Origin of the sequence: Diplocloster modestus (assembly GCF_019042245.1) — a bacterium.
GTDB classification, from domain to species: domain Bacteria; phylum Bacillota; class Clostridia; order Lachnospirales; family Lachnospiraceae; genus Diplocloster; species Diplocloster modestus.
On sequence record NZ_JAHQCX010000019.1, the window covers coordinates 1 to 14708 of the forward strand.

Here is a 14708-nt window from a genome sequence, read left to right on the forward strand (position 1 = left end):
CTCAAACAAAGTGGGATATTTATTCTATTATCCCATATGTTTATCCTTAACTAACTGACATTGGCCGTGAATAGTAAAAAAATGTGAAAATTAGAACTGTTGTTACGGAAATAATTTACATATCATGCAGCTTCCCTTATAATAAACACATAAGAGTGGAAAAGACGTAGAAAAACATACCGAAGAAAGCGGGAATCATATGAAAAAATTATGGAACAACAAGCTGGTTAAGAACAAGTATGGGCAGGTGCGGTCCGGGTGGATTATCCTGACCGTGATGGTAGCTTACTATCTCATAACGTATGTCCTAAGCTTTCTACTGATCGAAGCAATGAGAAAATACTTAATCTCCACAGGGGATATCAACGAAGTCACGGGAGAGCTTTCAGCGTATGTGGACTGGCTCAATAATGTCGCTTTACCGATTATAATGCAAGTTCTAACTGATATGGTGATGATCCTGATCTGCGTTATTACATGGAGATCTGTCATGAAACGCCCGGCACGGGAAATGGGTCTGTCTTCCGCGGGACCTGTTAAGAAAGACTGTTGTGTGGGAATGCTGCTGGGCATTGTCAGCTGTACAATCGTTTTTTTCATTATCATAACGGCCGGCGGCGGTCATGTAGTTTCCCTGGTTCCTCGGATCACCGGGCCGGGGGTGATGTGGATTATAGTCTTTGTTCTGGTAGCGTTTGGGGAAGAGATATTAAACCGTGGTTTTATCATGGGGGCTCTGAGAAGAACACGGAACATCTATTTTATTGTGCTGGTTCCATCCGTTATCTTTGGGTTGCTTCACCTGATGAACCCTAATGTAACCTTTTTGTCCGTATTAAATATCATATTAGTCGGAATCCTTTTCTCCTACATGTATATCAAGTCCGGAAATATATGGATGTGCATCGGATATCATTTCACCTGGAATACCTTTCAGGGCGTCATCTATGGTATGCCGGTCAGCGGCCTTAACATCCCTGGATTCATAACCACCGAATTTACCCATGACAACATCCTGAACGGAGGAGGATTCGGCGTAGAAGGAGGAATTCTAACCACCATAGTAATCCTGCTGGGCTTTCTCTTCGTAAGATATTACTACAGGAATTCTGAATATGATTTTATAAATGATAACCGGAAACAGAAGGATAATAATTGAGAATTATCGTTTGACGCAGATTAAAAGTACCATTAAGATCTAAAACTTTTTGATTGCAGAGCTGTTAAATTGGCAGGCTGTTTCCGTGAACGGAATGCAGGCTGCCTGTTTTTAGTACAACGGTCCGAGGCCAGGGGTGAGGGCTGGCACTGGGAGGAGACGGATAAGAAGGAGGAAAAGATAGGTCTGGCAGAATAAGTTAGACTATGATATGATAAAATAATAACGCCCTAGTATACCTATCTGAAGCGGTAAAAAACAGTGGTAGATGCGAATTGCTAAAAAAATAGTAGCGCTCGAAAAATCCTCGCTGACTATTATTCATGCATCGCACGTAAGCGCCTGAAATACAGGCACTAAGTGCTCATAGCTATAAAAAATAGTAACAGATAGAGCAGTAAGCGCTAAATAGTGCCGGAAAAGGAGATAAGGAAAATGAAACGTTCAGAAATTAACGAAATCATCCGCTACATGGAGAAATTAGCAAAGGACAACGGATTCCATCTGCCGCCCTTCTGCAATTGGACGCCGGAAGAGTGGAAGACCAAAGGACACGAATACGACGAGATCCGGGACAATATGCTGGGCTGGGACATCACGGATTACGGCCTGGGCGACTGGGGAAAAGTAGGATTCGCCCTGGTGACCATCCGAAACGGCAATCAGAACAATCCTAAATACAAGAAAGTCTACGCGGAAAAACTTCTTATGTTAAAAGAGGGACAGCACTCCCCTATGCATTTCCACTGGATCAAATCCGAAGATATCATCAATCGTGGAGGCGGAACCCTGATCATCCACATGTACAATGACAAGGACGGGGAACTGGACGGAAGCGATGTGCTCATCAACGCGGACGGACGTTCCTACAGCGCTACGGCGGGGACCGGCGTGGAATTAAAGCCCGGAGAGAGCATCACGATCTGGCCCCACCAGTATCACGACTTTGATGTCATGCCCGGAACTGGGGATGTTCTGATCGGCGAAGTATCCATGTGTAACGACGACAACACCGACAACCGTTTTTATGAGAATGTAGGGAGATTCCCGGATATCGAAGAAGACGAGGCGCCTTACCGGCTGCTCTGCTTTGAATACCCGGCTGCAGAATAAAGGAAAAAAAGCAAAGTCGGAAAAAGCAAAACTGATAGTGCGTAAAGATAAAAATCACTACATAGCCCTGAACACATACCATACGGTAAGTGTGCAGGGCGGTTGTGTATCTAAAGGGCTGACGTTATGGGAAATAAGAGAAAAGACAAATGGAACCGGGTGGATGTCCAGGTCTGTATATATACTGCCATTCTGGTATTGATCGCCAGCGGAATGATCTTCATGATCGGATACCGTACCACCTATGACGGCATGATCCGTTCCCTGGAGAACAGGTCGGAATCAATCTATCATTATGTAGAACAAGATCTGGACAAAAGTACATTTTACGAAATAGAAGACTACGGCGGCCGTGAAAATCCCAGCTATAAAAGTATGAAAGAAAAACTGGAAAACGTGAAAGCTGCCACCGGTGTCAGGTATCTGTACACGGCCAAAAAGACAGATTCCGGGGACCTCATCTATATCGTCGACGGCTTAAGTTATGACAGTCCCGATTTTCGGAATCCGGGAGATCCCATCGAGCATGAGATATGGGGAGAGATGGAAATGGCCCTGCAGGACCGGATCGTCTACCCGGACGACATCAAACACACCGGCTGGGGTGACATCTTCGTGTGTTACTACCCCGTCCATGACGGAAATGAGGTAGTCGGCGTTCTGGGTATCGAATTCGACGCGCACAGCCAGTACCACACCTACAAAACACTGCGCATAACAGCCCCGTTTATCGTACTTTTGATCTGCCTGGTCTCCGCCGCCGTATCCGTTAAGATATTCAAGAGGATCTCAAACCCTTTATACAAGGATTTTGCCAACACAGACTACCTTACAGGCCTAAAAAACCGGAACTCCTTCGAGGTGGACATTACCAACCTGGGCAGCCGGCTGCGGGAACAGAGCATGGCGATCATCTGCATGGACCTGAACAATCTCAAAGAGATTAATGACACATACGGCCATACCGTCGGAGACGATTATATCCGCCGGGCCGCAAGCGCTATCTCGTTCGCAGTAGAAAAATTCCATTCTGCCTACCGGATAGGCGGAGATGAATTCGTGATCCTCCTGACTGGCCCCGCCTCCCAGGTCCCTGACATGGTCCGGGCTATCCTGGCCAAAATCCATTCCTGTCTGGATCAGGATAACCAGAAAAATGAAATTCAGCTTTCCATAGCCACAGGTTCCGCCCAATACGATCCAGCCCGGGACAAAACCCTGACCGATGTCTACCGCCGTGCCGATAAACTCATGTATGAAACCAAAAAGGCCATGAAATCAGTCCAAGAATAGAGTATGTGCGGAGACACGCACGTGGGAGAAAAGATGAAAGAATATCAAAGTGAAAAAGGAACTTTTTATCTCATTGCAATTATCATAGCAATCGTGCTCCTCCTGCCGCTTCTTATTGTACGATATAATCCGGTTTCTTCACAGGAGCGGCTGGCCGTAATACTTGCGTATGTCATAGCAGCGGCTGCCTATTTTTTTTCAATCATCTATCCTATTCTAAATACAAGATATATAATAAAAGATAAAACCCTGGTCATCAAAAGCGGGTTTTATAAAAACGATATCTCATGTGATAAGATAATAGAGATTACTCCCGGAAAATCCTTTCAGAGAGAACCGGCGCTTAGTTCCAGCCGCCTATATGTAAAATACAGAGACGGCCAGTTGATAAAAACAGTAGGTATCTCTCCAAAAAACAAAGAAGACTTTATAAAAAGCTTACAACTGTGACGATACGACTACCTGCAAATGTCGTATCCGTTCATACACATTTCCCATACCTTGTTCATAACAAAAAGCCTTGACGAATTCATCCCATTTGTGCTATAGTATACTAGCGAATGGAAGTAGAGGCTTTTTTTTTATGCCTAAAAAACGAAATTAAGTGGAGGTGGAAGTTGTGCGCGTTAAGATCACATTGGCATGTACGGAGTGTAAACAACGTAATTACCACATGACAAAAGAAAAGAAGAACCATCCCGACAGAATGGAAACGAAGAAATACTGTAAATTCTGTAAGGCGCATACGTTACACAAGGAAACCAAATAATCCTGGGAAAACGAAAAAAGGAAGTGAGATCATGGGAGATACTGCAAATACAGAGAACACCGCTCCGGTGGAAAAGCCTGTAAAAACAGAAAAGTCCGATAAGAAGGACAAAGCTCCGAAGAAGAGCTGGTTCAAAGGATTAAAAGCAGAATTCAAGAAAATCATTTGGCCGGACAAACAATCACTTTTGAAACAGACCGCTGCGGTTGTATCCGTATCAGTCGTCCTGGGGTTAGTGATCGCGGGCCTGGATTTAATTATCCGGTACGGCGTGGATTTCCTAGTAAAGTAAGGACAAGGGTGATTTTATGTCAGAAGCAAACTGGTACGTTGTACATACCTATTCCGGGTATGAAAACAAGGTAAAAGCCAACATTGAAAAGACCATTGAAAACCGGCATCTGGAGGACCAGATTCTGGAAGTCCGGGTTCCCATGCAGGATGTAGTTGAAGTCAAAAACGGTGCTAAGAAGTCGGTACAAAAGAAGATGTTTCCGGGCTATGTGCTCATCAACATGATTATGAATGATGATACATGGTATGTAGTCCGTAATACCAGAGGAGTTACCGGATTTGTCGGGCCTGGCTCGAAGCCTGTACCGCTCACTGACGTAGAGATGCGGCCTTTGGGGATCAAGTCGGAGAATGTGCTTGTGGACTTTGCGGAGGGCGATACGATTATCGTCATCGGCGGAGTGTGGAAGGATACGGTTGGTGTCATCCAGTCCATGAACCACGGCAAGCAAAGCGTGATCATCAACGTGGAACTCTTTGGCCGGGAGACCCCGGTGGAGATCAGTTTCACAGATGTGAAAAAGATGTAACAGCAGACAGGGTCTGGTTACGGCCAGATCGTGGGAGGGTAAGGGCATGTGCCGCTGCTCCCGATAATACCACAATTTTAGGAGGTGCCTGACATGGCAAAAAAAGTAACAGGTTATATTAAATTGCAGATTCCTGCCGGAAAAGCTACCCCGGCTCCGCCGGTTGGTCCTGCTCTTGGACAGCACGGTGTAAATATTGTACAGTTCACAAAGGAATTCAATGCGAGAACTGCGGATAAGGGTGATCTGATCATTCCGGTAGTAATTACCGTATATGCTGACAGAAGCTTCAGCTTTATCACGAAGACTCCCCCGGCAGCAGTATTGCTTAAGAAAGCCTGCAATCTGAAATCCGGTTCCGCTGTACCCAACAAAACAAAAGTAGCTACCATCTCCAAAGCAAAGCTTCAGGAAATTGCGGAAATGAAGATGCCTGACTTAAATGCAGCAAGCGTAGAAGCAGCTATGAGCATGATCGCAGGAACAGCCCGCAGTATGGGAATCACAGTTGAAGAGTAGGCATACCCGTCAATTGAGAAGTAAACTTATTACGTGGGAGGGTAAGGGCATGGACCCGAACTCCCGATACTACCACTAGGAGGTTATTGGAATGAAACGAGGAAAAAGATATCAGGAAGCTGCGAAATTAGTAGACCGCAGTGTACAATATGATACCGCAGATGCGATTTCTCTGGTAAAGAAATCCGCAGTTGCAAAATTTGACGAGACCATCGAAGTCCACATCAAGACCGGTTGTGACGGACGTCACGCAGACCAGCAGATCCGTGGAGCGGTTGTACTGCCTCATGGAACCGGAAAACAGGTTCGCGTTCTGGTATTTGCCAAGAACGAGAAAGCAGACGAAGCACGCGCAGCAGGCGCGGAGTTTGTTGGCGGAGACGAACTGATTCCGAAGATTCAGAATGAAGGCTGGTTCGATTTCGACGTAGTTGTCGCTACTCCGGACATGATGGGTATCGTAGGCCGTCTGGGCCGTGTACTTGGACCGAAAGGTTTAATGCCCAACCCGAAAGCCGGTACGGTTACCATGGACGTTACCAAGGCCGTACAGGATATCAAAGCAGGTAAGATTGAATACCGTTTGGATAAGACCAACATTATCCACGTGCCAATTGGGAAAGCTTCTTTCTCAGAAGATCAGTTAGCAGACAACTTCCAGACGCTGATGGATGCAGTTGTGAAAGCGAAACCGAGCGCATTAAAAGGTCAGTTCTTAAAGAGCGTCACCATGACTTCCACCATGGGACCTGGAATTAAACTGAACACCGCGAAGTTAGCTTAAATCACAGTTGACATCCTATATAAATAATGCTATACTAGCAAAGCAATCGCTGCCGAAGACAGCAGGTGCCGTAAGGCGTAAGGGCAACCACCTGCCGAGGAGAATGATTTCTAATGATTAGAATGAATTTGGGCCTCTTTTGTCTTAGGACAGAGGGGCCTTTTCTTGTTCGAGGAAGATGCCGCTTATGCGGCCCGCCGCTGGCGGAGAATTCCTAGCCTGGAATTCTAAAGGAATCCTGTTAATAGAAAAAGTTCGCGAAGTGTGGAATCACACATTTCGGCAGTACAAAATCTATAAGGAGGTGCACACGTTCAATGGCAAAAGTTGAGTTAAAACAACCCGTAATCGAAGAAATTGCAGGGCAGATCAAAGACGCACAGGCGGTTGTATTGGTTGACTACCGTGGTTTGACGGTAGAAGAAGATACCAAACTCCGTAAAGAGTTAAGAGAAGCAGGCGTTACTTATAAAGTATATAAGAACACCATGATGAACTTTGCTTTCAAGGGGACGGATTTCGAAAGCCTGGCCCCCCATCTGGAAGGACCCAGCGCGATCGCGATCTCTACCACAGATGCGACTGCTCCCGCAAGAGTATTGGCAAAATTCGCAAAGACTGCTCCGAAGCTGGAATTAAAAGCTGGCGTAGTAGAAGGTACTTATTATGATGCAGCAGGCATCGAAGAGGTTGCCAAGGTTCCGACCAGAAACGAACTGCTGGCGAAATTCCTTGGAAGTATCCAGTCTCCTATTGCAAACTTTGCCCGTGTTATTGACCAGATTGCGAAAGCAGGCGGCGCAGCAGCAGCTCCCGCTGACGCGGAAGTAAAAGCAGAAGAACCTGCAGCAGAGGCAGCAGCCGAAGCACCCGCAGCTGAAGCAGAAGCGGCAGAAGCTCCTGCAGCTGAATAATCGGGAACCAGAAAGAACGGCCGCCGCGGCGGTAATCAATGAAAATAAGTAAAATATCAGAAAATAATGGAGGGAATAAAAATGGCAAAAATGACCACCGCTGAATTTATCGAAGCGATCAAAGAGTTATCCGTACTGGAATTAAATGAATTAGTAAAAGCTTGTGAAGAAGAGTTTGGTGTATCCGCAGCAGCAGGCGTTGTAGTAGCAGCAGCCGCTGGAGATGCAGGTGCAGCAGCAGAAGAGAAAACTGAGTTCGACGTAGAATTAACCGAGATCGGACCGAACAAAGTTAAAGTTATCAAAGTGGTTCGTGAAGTTACCGGTCTGGGCCTGAAAGAAGCCAAAGATCTGGTTGACAACGCTCCCAAGGTTGTAAAAGAAGCTGCTTCCAAGGATGAGGCTGAAGAAATTAAGACCAAACTGGAAGGCGAAGGCGCGAAAGTTACTCTTAAATAATCGTGTGCACATTGAGACCCCGGCGGGTGACCGCCGGGGTTTTTTGACGAAGGTCCGAAAGGGGACATGTCCATTCTGGTTTGGACATGTCCCAAACCAGAATGGACATGTCCCCTTTCGGACCTTTCGTTATCTGCCTTTGAACCTCGTCGCGGCACTTTGCTTTTACTCGGTTCTCAGTTATAATAAAAGCATAACGGATTTTCCGGCTTCCGGCCGTTAAATTTTGCCGTTTGGATGGTTAAAAAATCCCAACTGCCGTGCAGGGGTATCAATAATGCTAATATAGACGTAATCAGATACGGCGGCATAAAGGAAAGGGGAGAGAATATGAGTGTAAAGCGGGTAGTGGGTATTGATTTTGGAACCAGCACCTCTGTGGTGAGGGTGAAAAGGTACGAGGAAAATGGTCAGCCTATGGGGGACCGGCTGTCTGTCTCCAATGTGATATTTGACGGCTACGATAATGTCCCCACGCTGGTGCAGATCCCGGATGACGCGGTGATCAGCCCCGAGCTTAAGGTGGCGGAGGCGGACTGCGAGTTCGGACGGTTCGCGGCCAGCGAACAGCCTGGTATGAAGACCTGGAGAAATTTTAAGACAGACCTGGAGAGCGGTGAGGAAGAGATCAGAAGCCGTGCCCGTTGGCTGACGCGCCAGTTCTTCGGCTATCTGTACCGCCAGTACCGGCAGCAATCCATACAGTTGGGGGATAACTCCGATGAGGAGATCGTCTTCGTGAGCTATCCGGCCAAGTATGGGCCAAAGGAGCGGGAAATCATAGTGTCGGCGGCCAGGGAAGCCGGATTTCGCAATGTGAGAGGGATCACGGAACCGGAAGCCGCGGTGAAGGCGTTGATGGTTCAGGGGGAGAAGGAGCTGCGGGAGCAGAAGCTTCTGTCCGCTGAGAGACCCGCTTATCTGCTGTTCGCGGACATGGGAGCGGGAACCACCGATTTGGCGGTCTGCCGCTATGAGAAAGGGCGTACGGAGATTCTCACTACCTGGCCGGATGAGAAAACGTCCATTTGCTTTGGAGGAAAAGAGATAGACAGCATCCTGTGCGGTTTTGTGGAGAACTATCTAAGACAAAACAGTGAGGTCGTCCCCTCCTATTTTACGGATAATTTCCGGGAGAAATATATCGAAACGATCAAGACCTGGAAGGAAATCACAGTTTCCCGGACGCTGAAAAGGGGAAAGGAAGTAGCTTATTTTGAAGCAGTGAAAAATCCGTTCCCGCTGCTGCCGGATTTCTCACCGATGATCAGCCGCAGGGAATTGGAGAATACGGCCTGCGAATATCTGAAAAACTTTGCAGTGCTGGTAAACGGCTGCCTGGAAGAGGCCGCAAAGGGATCTCAAAGCTTTGCGGGAGGAGAGAGCGTGGATCTGGTGTTTTTGACCGGGGGACACAGTCAGTGGTATTTTATACCTGAAATCCTGACGGGTAAGGCACCCCGGCTGGGAGAGGTCACCATGCCTAAGATACAGGCGGAGCCGTCCAGGATCCGGATCAGCGGGAAGCCACAGGATACGGTGGCGGTGGGGATGGCTTATGCACTGCTGCGGGAGAAAGTCAGCCGCGAAGAACCTAAGAATAAAGCAGTGGATGAACAGACAGTCCTACATGAAGACTCTGTTATAGATGCAGACGCTATTGTGAAGGCTGATGCACAAAAACAACCCACGCCCCCGCGGCCCTTGACGCCCAGGATCCTGACAAAAGAGCTGGCGGAGCAAATGTTTGCGGGAGTTGCCATGATCCAGGTGCCGGAGGGCTTTTGTGAAATCGGCGAAGATGCGTTCAACAATTTCATGACAAATTCACTGAAAGGTACATTCAGGAATATGTTCGCAAAGAATCCTCCGCGCCCGTACTCGGTCAGCCTCCCGAAGGGGCTGCGCCATATCAGAAAATCCGCCTTTGAACACTGCGGCGATCTGAGCACGGTTTCAATGCCGGAAGGGCTTATATCCATCGGCAATGCGGCATTTGATTCCTGTAAGGATCTCCGGAACGTTACCATCCCCGGCAGCGTACAGTCCATCGGGATAGGTGCTTTTTCCGGTTGTACGAGTCTTAGAAAAATCGTCATCCCTGATGGAATCCGGGATATTCCACAGAGGGCTTTTTACGGATGTGCGAACCTTGATCAGGTTACGATACCCAAAAGTGTCCGTAAAATCGGAGATTCCGCGTTTGCAATGTGTAAAATATTGAACATGGAGATTCCGGATGGTGTTCAGGAGATTGGGGCTTCCGCCTTTTCCCGTTGTACCTGGGGAATGAAGAATGTCAAACTTCCCGGAAGTGTAAGGGCCATTGGACATTCTGCTTTCAATGGCTGCAGCGCGATCAGTACCATTGAGATTCCGGAAGGCGTTCGTAAGATCGCCTGGGACACTTTTAAAAATTGTACGCTCCTGAGTTCTGTCACGATCCCGGTCAGTGTAAAGGAGATCGAAGACAGCGCGTTTCTCGGCTGTAAATCTTATATGACGATCAAAAGCAGCCCTGGTTCCTGTGCGGAGGCTTATGCCAGGAAACGCGGATTCCAGTTCGAGCGGATCTGAATAGCAGCAGAATCCAGTTCGGGCGGATCTCACTTCCAGCGGAAGCAGATCTTTTTCTTCCTATTATAAGGTACTGGTGTGAGGTCCGGCAGTGAGAAATAAAAAAGGTGAAGCGGATAGAAAAAATAATAGAATAAAGGTATGTAATATATATTTTCTGTCGATTATCTATAAAGGAAAAATAGGTATCAAATGCTTTCGTTATGTAAATTTGATAAAAAACGGGAAAAAGGCAGGAAATGAGTGTACAAGCCGTTGGTTTGGCGGAAAAAAAGTAATTCAAAATTTCTAAAAATATAGCTTGACACAAAAAAATCCCTGTGTTATCATGAAAAATGCACTATTGTGGTGACATATGCCTTCTATCTCTATGCCCTTTTGGAGGTGTATTGGTAGTACCAGGAAAACAGGCATTTAAAAATAAGCAAGGGGTGAAACGTCAATGGAGAAAAACAGAATACGTCCGATGCAAAGCGGCAGGAACGTCCGGATGAGCTATTCAAAACAAAAAGAAGTTCTGGAAATGCCCAACCTCATTGAAGTTCAGAAGGACTCTTACCAATGGTTTCTGGACGAAGGTCTGAAAGAAGTTTTTGAAGACATCTCTCCAATCGCTGATTACAGCGGTCAGTTGAGCTTGGAATTTGTAGATTTCGTTCTGTGCGAAGACGATGTGAAATATTCCATCGAAGAGTGCAAAGAGCGGGATGCTACTTATGCGGCGCCCTTAAAGGTCCGCGTGCGACTCTATAACAAAGAGAACGACGAGATCAACGAGCATGAGATTTTCATGGGTGATCTTCCTCTCATGACAGAAAACGGAACCTTCATTATCAATGGAGCGGAACGTGTTATCGTCAGCCAGCTGGTTCGTTCTCCCGGTATCTACTATGCGATCGGTCATGATAAGATCGGTAAAAGACTGTATTCTGCAACTGTGATTCCCAACCGTGGTGCCTGGCTGGAATATGAGACAGACTCCAACGATGTTTTCTATGTCCGCGTGGATAGAACCAGAAAGGTACCTGTAACCGTATTGGTGCGTGCGCTGGGATTCGGCACGAATGCGGAGATTATAGATCTGTTCGGTGAGGAACCGAAAATATTGGCTACATTGACGAAAGATACTGCTGAAAATTATCAGGAGGGTCTCTTAGAATTATACAAAAAGATCCGTCCCGGCGAACCCCTGGCCGTAGAAAGCGCAGAAAGCCTTATCACCAGCATGTTCTTCGACCCCAGAAGATATGACCTGGCGAAAGTCGGCAGATACAAATTCAACAAAAAACTGGCGCTCAAGAACAGGATCAGAGGAAAGGTTCTGGCCGAGGATGTGGTAGATGTTAACACCGGAGAGATACTGGCGGAAGCCGGTATGGAAGTCACCCGCAGCCTGGCGGATGATATACAGAACGCTGCGGTTCCCTTTGTGTGGATGCAGGGAGAAGAGCGCAATGTAAAAATCCTCTCTAACATGATGGTGGACATCACCAATTTCGTAAATGTAAAACCGAAAGAAGTAGGTATTACAGAATTAGTATACTACCCGGTGTTGAAAAAAATACTGGAAGAAAATAGTGATTTGGAAGATATTAAGGAAGCGATCCGTAAGAATGTGCATGAACTGATTCCGAAGCACATTACGAAGGAGGATATTCTGGCTTCCATCAACTATAATATGCATTTGGAGCATGGCTTCGGAAATGACGACGATATCGATCATTTGGGCAACCGCCGTATCCGCGCCGTAGGTGAGCTGCTTCAGAACCAGTACCGGATCGGTCTGTCCAGGCTGGAACGTGTGGTTCGGGAACGTATGACGACACAGGATCTGGAGGGAATCTCACCCCAGTCCTTAATCAATATCAAGCCGGTGACCGCATCGGTGAAGGAATTTTTCGGAAGTTCCCAGCTGTCCCAGTTCATGGATCAGAATAACCCGTTGGGCGAGCTGACCCATAAGAGACGTCTGTCCGCATTGGGACCGGGTGGTCTGTCCAGAGACCGTGCCGGATTCGAGGTCCGTGACGTGCATTACTCCCATTACGGCAGAATGTGCCCCATCGAGACGCCTGAAGGCCCGAACATCGGATTGATCAACTCTCTTGCCACCTATGCAAGAATTAATGAATATGGGTTTATCGAGGCTCCCTACCGGAAGATCGATAAGACCGACAAGCATAACCCCATCGTCACGGAGGAAGTTGTCTATATGACCGCCGACGAAGAGGATAATTACCATGTGGCGCAGGCAAATGAGCCGCTGGATGCCGACGGACATTTTATCCATAAGTCCGTATCCGGCCGTTACCGCGAGGAGACGCAGGAATACGAGAAGAGCATGTTCGACTACATGGACGTATCCCCGAAGATGGTATTTTCCGTAGCTACGGCGCTGATCCCTTTCCTGGAAAATGACGATGCCAACCGTGCGCTGATGGGTTCCAACATGCAGCGTCAGGCCGTGCCGCTGCTGACCACCGAAGCCCCGATCGTGGGTACCGGTATGGAAGCCAAGACTGCGGCTGACTCCGGTGTCTGCGCGATCGCGAAGCATCCCGGCGTGGTGGAACGCTCTGTTTCCAATGAAGTGGTGGTAAAATGTGATGATGGGACCAGGGATGTCTACCATCTGACCAAATTCTCCAGAAGTAACCAGAGTAACTGCTATAACCAGAGACCCGTGGTATTCAAAGGGGACCGGGTGGAGGCCGGGGATATCCTGGCGGACGGTCCGTCTACCAATAATGGAGAAATCGCACTGGGCAAGAACCCGCTGATCGGATTCATGACCTGGGAAGGCTATAACTATGAGGATGCCGTTCTGCTGAGCGAGCGTCTGGTACAGGAAGATGTATACACTTCTGTCCATATCGAAGAATATGAGGCGGAAGCCAGAGATACGAAGCTGGGGCCGGAAGAGATCACCAGAGATGTTCCGGGCGTCGGCGATGATGCGTTAAAGGATCTGGATGAGAGAGGTATTATCCGGATCGGTGCCGAGGTACGTGCAGGAGATATCCTGGTCGGCAAGGTTACCCCCAAGGGTGAGACTGAGCTGACCGCTGAGGAGCGGCTGCTGCGTGCGATCTTCGGTGAGAAAGCCAGAGAAGTCAGAGATACTTCCCTGAAAGTTCCCCACGGTGAGTATGGTATCGTTGTGGATGCCAAGGTATTTACCAGGGAAAACGGCGATGAGTTATCTCCGGGAGTGAATCAGGCGGTGCGGATCTACATCGCGCAGAAGAGAAAGATCTCCGTCGGCGATAAGATGGCAGGCCGTCACGGTAACAAGGGTGTGGTTTCCCGTATTCTTCCGGTGGAGGATATGCCTTTCCTGCCCAACGGACGCCCGTTAGACATCGTGCTGAACCCTCTGGGTGTGCCTTCCCGTATGAACATCGGACAGGTTTTGGAGATCCATCTAAGCCTGGCCGCCAAAGCGCTGGGATTCAAGATCGCGACGCCGGTATTCGACGGAGCGAATGAAAATGATATTATGGATACGCTGGAACTGGCCAATGACTATGTCAATCTGAGCTGGGATGAGTTTAAAGAGAAACATGGGGATGAGCTTCTGCCGGATGTGCTGGATTATCTCTATGAAAACCGCGCTCACAGGGGTGAGTGGAAGGGTGTTCCGATCTCCAGAGACGGTAAAGTCCGTCTGCGGGACGGCCGGACCGGAGAATTCTTCGACAGTTCGGTAACGATCGGACACATGCATTACCTGAAGCTCCATCACCTGGTAGACGATAAGATCCATGCCCGTTCCACAGGCCCTTACTCCCTGGTTACGCAGCAGCCTCTGGGCGGTAAAGCTCAGTTCGGCGGACAGCGTTTCGGCGAGATGGAAGTTTGGGCGCTGGAAGCATATGGCGCCTCCTATACCCTGCAGGAAATCCTGACTGTGAAGTCGGATGACGTGGTAGGCCGTGTGAAGACTTACGAAGCAATCATCAAAGGCGACAACATTCCGGAACCCGGAATTCCGGAGTCTTTCAAGGTTCTTTTAAAAGAGCTGCAGTCTCTGGGCCTGGATGTCCGTGTGCTGCGCGATGACAAGACCGAAGTTGAAATTATGGAAAGCACCGAATACGGTGAGACAGATTTGCATTCAATCATTGAAGGCGACAACGGTTTTGAGCCCGCGGCCAATGAATCCTTAGGCGAGTACGGATTCAGCAAGCAGGAATTTGATGATGGAGAGCTGGTAGACGTCGAGGAAGAGGAAGAAGACGAAGAAGAACTTTTCGAAATTGACGAGATCCTTGACGAAGAATAGAAGGAGGTACCC

14 protein-coding genes and 1 other annotated feature are annotated in these 14708 nt (G+C 48.0%); all 14 genes read left to right on the forward strand.

The window, feature by feature from the left end:
* The first annotated feature begins 199 nt into the window (after positions 1-199).
* The 14 genes from KTH90_RS20530 to rpoB all read left to right on the forward strand — a co-directional run bounded on the left by KTH90_RS20530 (position 200) and on the right by rpoB (position 14696).
* Complete coding sequence (locus KTH90_RS20530; protein ID WP_158353663.1) at positions 200-1159, forward strand: CPBP family intramembrane glutamic endopeptidase; 960 nt, start codon at positions 200-202, stop codon at positions 1157-1159.
* A gap of 435 nt (positions 1160-1594) precedes the next feature.
* Positions 1595-2272 (forward strand): D-lyxose/D-mannose family sugar isomerase, encoded by a 678-nt coding sequence (locus tag KTH90_RS20535; protein ID WP_158353661.1) that lies wholly within the window; start codon positions 1595-1597, stop codon positions 2270-2272.
* 126 nt (positions 2273-2398) lie between these two features.
* A complete protein-coding gene (locus KTH90_RS20540; RefSeq protein WP_158353659.1) occupies positions 2399-3565 on the forward strand; it encodes a GGDEF domain-containing protein in 1167 nt (388 codons plus the stop codon).
* Between the two features lie 33 nt (positions 3566-3598).
* Positions 3599-4015 carry a PH domain-containing protein gene (locus tag KTH90_RS20545; RefSeq protein WP_238727401.1) on the forward strand — a complete coding sequence of 139 codons (417 nt, stop codon included), beginning with the start codon at positions 3599-3601 and terminating at the stop codon, positions 4013-4015.
* A 169-nt stretch (positions 4016-4184) separates the two neighbouring features.
* Positions 4185-4334, forward strand: a complete 150-nt coding sequence (gene rpmG, locus KTH90_RS20550) for a 50S ribosomal protein L33 (protein ID WP_158347487.1) — start codon at positions 4185-4187, stop codon at positions 4332-4334.
* Between the two features lie 31 nt (positions 4335-4365).
* Positions 4366-4626, forward strand: coding sequence for a preprotein translocase subunit SecE (gene secE, locus KTH90_RS20555; protein WP_158353655.1), 261 nt, complete (start codon positions 4366-4368; stop codon positions 4624-4626).
* Positions 4627-4642: 16 nt separating this feature from the next.
* Positions 4643-5158 carry a transcription termination/antitermination protein NusG gene (nusG, locus tag KTH90_RS20560; RefSeq protein WP_158353653.1) on the forward strand — a complete coding sequence of 172 codons (516 nt, stop codon included), beginning with the start codon at positions 4643-4645 and terminating at the stop codon, positions 5156-5158.
* A gap of 93 nt (positions 5159-5251) precedes the next feature.
* Complete coding sequence (gene rplK, locus KTH90_RS20565; RefSeq protein ID WP_158353651.1) at positions 5252-5677, forward strand: 50S ribosomal protein L11; 426 nt, start codon at positions 5252-5254, stop codon at positions 5675-5677.
* Between the two features lie 91 nt (positions 5678-5768).
* On the forward strand, positions 5769-6461 hold the full coding sequence (gene rplA / locus KTH90_RS20570) for a 50S ribosomal protein L1 (RefSeq protein WP_158347479.1): 693 nt from the start codon (positions 5769-5771) through the stop codon (positions 6459-6461).
* 34 nt (positions 6462-6495) lie between these two features.
* Positions 6496-6637 (forward strand) — a sequence feature (ribosomal protein L10 leader region).
* 141 nt (positions 6638-6778) lie between these two features.
* Positions 6779-7375, forward strand: coding sequence for a 50S ribosomal protein L10 (gene rplJ, locus KTH90_RS20575; RefSeq protein WP_158353649.1), 597 nt, complete (start codon positions 6779-6781; stop codon positions 7373-7375).
* Between the two features lie 81 nt (positions 7376-7456).
* The gene (gene rplL, locus KTH90_RS20580; protein ID WP_158353647.1) at positions 7457-7834 is read left to right on the forward strand and encodes a 50S ribosomal protein L7/L12; all 378 of its coding nucleotides are present in this window, start codon (positions 7457-7459) and stop codon (positions 7832-7834) included.
* 330 nt (positions 7835-8164) lie between these two features.
* Positions 8165-10411, forward strand: a complete 2247-nt coding sequence (locus tag KTH90_RS20585) for a leucine-rich repeat protein (protein ID WP_238727402.1) — start codon at positions 8165-8167, stop codon at positions 10409-10411.
* A 91-nt stretch (positions 10412-10502) separates the two neighbouring features.
* A complete protein-coding gene (locus KTH90_RS20590; protein WP_158353643.1) occupies positions 10503-10703 on the forward strand; it encodes a hypothetical protein in 201 nt (66 codons plus the stop codon).
* A 150-nt stretch (positions 10704-10853) separates the two neighbouring features.
* Complete coding sequence (rpoB, locus tag KTH90_RS20595) at positions 10854-14696, forward strand: DNA-directed RNA polymerase subunit beta (protein ID WP_158353641.1); 3843 nt, start codon at positions 10854-10856, stop codon at positions 14694-14696.
* Positions 14697-14708 lie beyond the last annotated feature (12 nt).

Excerpts from the sequence above, each read along its gene's own strand:
- KTH90_RS20530 (WP_158353663.1), top strand. The coding sequence starts at position 200 with ATGAAAAAATTATGGAACAACAAGCTGGTTAAGAACAAGTATGGGCAG.
- KTH90_RS20535 (WP_158353661.1), top strand. The coding sequence starts at position 1,595 with ATGAAACGTTCAGAAATTAACGAAATCATCCGCTACATGGAGAAATTA.
- KTH90_RS20540 (WP_158353659.1), top strand. The coding sequence starts at position 2,399 with ATGGGAAATAAGAGAAAAGACAAATGGAACCGGGTGGATGTCCAGGTC.
- KTH90_RS20545 (WP_238727401.1), top strand. The coding sequence starts at position 3,599 with ATGAAAGAATATCAAAGTGAAAAAGGAACTTTTTATCTCATTGCAATT.
- secE (WP_158353655.1), top strand. The coding sequence starts at position 4,366 with ATGGGAGATACTGCAAATACAGAGAACACCGCTCCGGTGGAAAAGCCT.
- nusG (WP_158353653.1), top strand. The coding sequence starts at position 4,643 with ATGTCAGAAGCAAACTGGTACGTTGTACATACCTATTCCGGGTATGAA.
- rplK (WP_158353651.1), top strand. The coding sequence starts at position 5,252 with ATGGCAAAAAAAGTAACAGGTTATATTAAATTGCAGATTCCTGCCGGA.
- rplA (WP_158347479.1), top strand. The coding sequence starts at position 5,769 with ATGAAACGAGGAAAAAGATATCAGGAAGCTGCGAAATTAGTAGACCGC.
- rplJ (WP_158353649.1), top strand. The coding sequence starts at position 6,779 with ATGGCAAAAGTTGAGTTAAAACAACCCGTAATCGAAGAAATTGCAGGG.
- rplL (WP_158353647.1), top strand. The coding sequence starts at position 7,457 with ATGGCAAAAATGACCACCGCTGAATTTATCGAAGCGATCAAAGAGTTA.
- KTH90_RS20585 (WP_238727402.1), top strand. The coding sequence starts at position 8,165 with ATGAGTGTAAAGCGGGTAGTGGGTATTGATTTTGGAACCAGCACCTCT.
- rpoB (WP_158353641.1), top strand. The coding sequence starts at position 10,854 with ATGGAGAAAAACAGAATACGTCCGATGCAAAGCGGCAGGAACGTCCGG.